Origin of the sequence: Streptomyces sp. 8L (genome assembly GCF_020176795.1) — a bacterium.
Taxonomy (GTDB): Bacteria; Actinomycetota; Actinomycetes; order Streptomycetales; family Streptomycetaceae; genus Streptomyces.
In genome coordinates, this window is record NZ_JAIUKE010000266.1 from 1 (window position 1) to 2,983 (window position 2,983).

3 protein-coding genes and 1 pseudogene are annotated in these 2,983 nt (G+C 72.5%); 3 read left to right on the top strand and 1 reads right to left on the bottom strand.

Annotated elements, in window-relative coordinates; all coding sequences use genetic code 11:
* Positions 1 to 132 precede the first annotated feature (132 nt).
* The 3 genes and pseudogenes from LCE31_RS21890 to LCE31_RS21900 all read left to right on the top strand — a co-directional run.
* A pseudogene (locus LCE31_RS21890) lies at positions 133 to 492 on the top strand (hypothetical protein); the annotation flags it as partial.
* On the top strand, positions 489 to 1,844 hold the full coding sequence (locus LCE31_RS21895; protein WP_225016716.1) for a GntT/GntP/DsdX family permease: 1,356 nt from the start codon (positions 489 to 491) through the stop codon (positions 1,842 to 1,844). The pseudogene LCE31_RS21890 and the gene LCE31_RS21895, both read left to right, overlap by 4 nt.
* A gap of 115 nt (positions 1,845 to 1,959) precedes the next feature.
* Positions 1,960 to 2,757, top strand: a complete 798-nt coding sequence (locus LCE31_RS21900; protein WP_225016717.1) for a DeoR/GlpR family DNA-binding transcription regulator — start codon at positions 1,960 to 1,962, stop codon at positions 2,755 to 2,757.
* Between the two features lie 10 nt (positions 2,758 to 2,767).
* Here the strand turns inward: LCE31_RS21900 and LCE31_RS21905 are convergent.
* Positions 2,768 to 2,983: alpha/beta fold hydrolase (locus LCE31_RS21905; protein ID WP_225016718.1), on the bottom strand; the 216-nt coding region annotated here is incomplete at its 5' end.

The window sequence follows — 2,983 nt, forward strand, 5'->3', positions numbered from 1 at the left end:
CGAAGACCTGCGGCTGCTGTGGATGGAGGACCCGACGCCCGCCGAACTCCAGGAGAACCTCCGGCAGGTGCGGGCGGCCCCCCGCCCCCCCCCCCCCCGCGGCGGGGGGGGGGGGGCCCCCCCCCCCCCACCTCCGGCGGCGAACGCCCCCGGCGCAGCGCCGTCCTGGCGGGCCGGGCCGAGCGCGCCCTGCCGGCCGGCACCGAACTCTCGATGGGCGGACACCACCACGACGTCACCGGCGTACGGGCCGTACTCCTGCGCGACGAGGACGCCCCGGCCGACACGGCGCCGCTCTACCTGGCGGCGGGCGCCCGGCTGGCCCGCCCGGTGGCCGAGGGCGACCTGCTGAGGATCGGCGACCTCACGGACCACGACCCGGACCTGGCCCGGGCGTGGACCGAGGGCGCCGACACCGAGGATGCCGACACCGAGGGCAACGGCCGGGAAGCGCTCACCGGAGCCGGCCGACGCGAAGGCATACGCTCATGAGCCCCGACGTACAGCACGTGGTCCTGGCGGCGGCGGCCATCGTCGTCCTGGTCGTGCTCATCACCAAGGCGAAGCTGCACCCGTTCCTGGCCCTGTCCGTCGCCGCGCTGGGGCTCGGCCTCGCGAACGGCATCGGCCCCGGCGGGGTCGTCGACCACTACGAGAGCGGCTTCGGCGGCTCGCTCGGCGACGTCGGCCCCATCATCGGCCTCGGCACCATTCTCGGCGGCATCCTGCTCGGCTCCGGCGGCGCCGACCGGATCGCCACCTCGTTCCTCGGCGCACGGCCGATCGCGTGGGTTCCCGCCGCCATGACCGCGGCGGCCCTGCTCATCGGCATGCCCCACATCTTCGACGTCAGTTTCGTGATGCTGGTGCCGCTGGTGTACGCGACGGCCCGGCGCACGGGCTCCCATCTGCTGTACGTGGGCCTGCCCATGGCGGCCGGCCTCTACATCTCGCACGGCCTGCTGCCCCCGCACCCCTCGCCCACGGCGGCGATCGGGACGTACCACGCCAACACCGGCCTGACCCTGCTCTACGGCCTGTGCATCGGCATTCCGATCGCGGTCATCAACGGCCCGCTGCTGACCCGGGTGGCGAGCCGCTGGTTCGGCCCCGCGCCCGACCTCTCCAAGGGGCCCGCGCCCGAGGGGACGGTCGAACCGCGCCGCGAGGGGCGGCCCGTCTCCCTGGGCCTCGCGATGGCCACCGTTCTGCTGCCCGCCGTCCTGATGCTGATCGGCACCCTGGGCAAGAGCCGGGCGGCGGGCGGTTCCTGGGAACACACCGCCTTCGAGTGCTTCGACAACCCGGTGCTCTCCCTGCTGGCCGCCGTCGTGTTCGCGTACTTCGCCCTCGGGCTGCGGTCCGGCTTCGACGTGGGCCAGGTACAGAAGATGGCGGCCCGGGGGCTGGGCCCCGCGGGCAACATCATCCTCATCCTCGGCGCGGGCGGCGCGCTCAGCGAGATGCTCACCGCGACCGGCGTGGGGCGCGTGATCTCCTCCAACGCCGTGCACTGGTCGATCTCTCCGCTGATCCTGGCCTGGGGCATCGCGGCACTGCTGCGCGTCTGCCTGGGCTCGGCCACCGTCGCGACGGTCACGGCGGCCGGCATCGTGGCCCCTCTCATGGGGGCGTACCACGGGCTCTCCCCGGAACTCCTGGTACTGGCGACGGCGTCCGGCTCCGTACTGCTCTCGCACGTCAACGACTCCGGATTCTGGCTCTTCAAGGAGTACTTCCAGCTCAGCATCGGGCAGACCTTCAGGACCTGGACCCTCATGCTGTCCTTGCAGTCGGTTCTGAGTCTGGGTGGCATCCTGCTGCTCAGTACGCTGGTGCACTGATGCGTGGCACGTCGCGGGGCCCGGCGCCACACCGCGCCGGCCCCGCCGCCGACCGGGGATCAACCGCACACCAGGTGGCCGCCGGGCCATCACGACGGGATGGAGAACGCGAGCGATGTCCGCACCGGAAAGGCCTCCGCTGATCCCGGATCAGCGGCGCGAAATGCTGCTGAAGCACCTCCGCCACGAGGGTGTCCTGAGCGTCCAGCAGATCACGCAGCTGTTCGGTGTCTCGCACATGACGGTTCGCCGCGACATCGCGGAACTCGAAGAGCAGGGGCTCGTCTACTCCGTCCCCGGCGGTGTGCGCATCGCCAGCGGGATACGGTCGGAACCCAGCTTCACCGACAAGGCGCTGACCGAGCAGCCGCAGAAGCAGGCGATGGCGCGCGAGGCGGCCACCCTGGTGCGCGAGGGCATGACCGTCTACCTCGACGCGGGCACCACGGTGCTCGCCATGGTGCCCGTACTCGCCGAGTACGGCGGTCTGACGGCGGTGACCAACGACTTCACCACCGTCGAACACCTCGCGCGCTTCCGGCACATCGACGTCGTCCACGTCGGCGGGTCGGTCGAGCCGGACAACCGCTCCACCGTCGGTCCGCTCGCCGCGGCCACCGTGCGCAGCCTGGCCTTCGACATCGCGTTCGTCAGCACCAGTTCGTGGGACCTGCTGCGCGGCGTGACGACACCCTCGGAGCGCAAGATCGACGTCAAGCGCGAGGCGATGGCCGCCGCCGCCCAGTCGGTCCTGGTCGCCGGGTCGTCGAAGTACGGCACCTTCGGGATGTACAAGGTGGCGCCGCTGGGCTCGTTCGACGTCGTCGTCACCGACTCCGCCCTCGCCCAGGCCGCCGCCGACGGCATCCGCGCCGAGGGCACGGACCTGCGCCTGGCCAGCCCCGCCGAGTAGCCCGTCCTTCTTACGCGACGCGCCCGGCCGGGTACGGGGTGAGGCCGGCGCTGAAGTCCTCCAGGGCCTCGGCCACCGCGCCCGGGGCCTCCAGCGGAAGCAGGTGCCCGCTCCCGGGCACGATGTCGAGCCGGGCGTGGGGGAGGTGGGGCAGCAGGTTCTCCCGCAGAACACCCTCGGGCTCGACCCGGTCGTGCTCACCGGCCAGGACGAGAACGGGCACGAC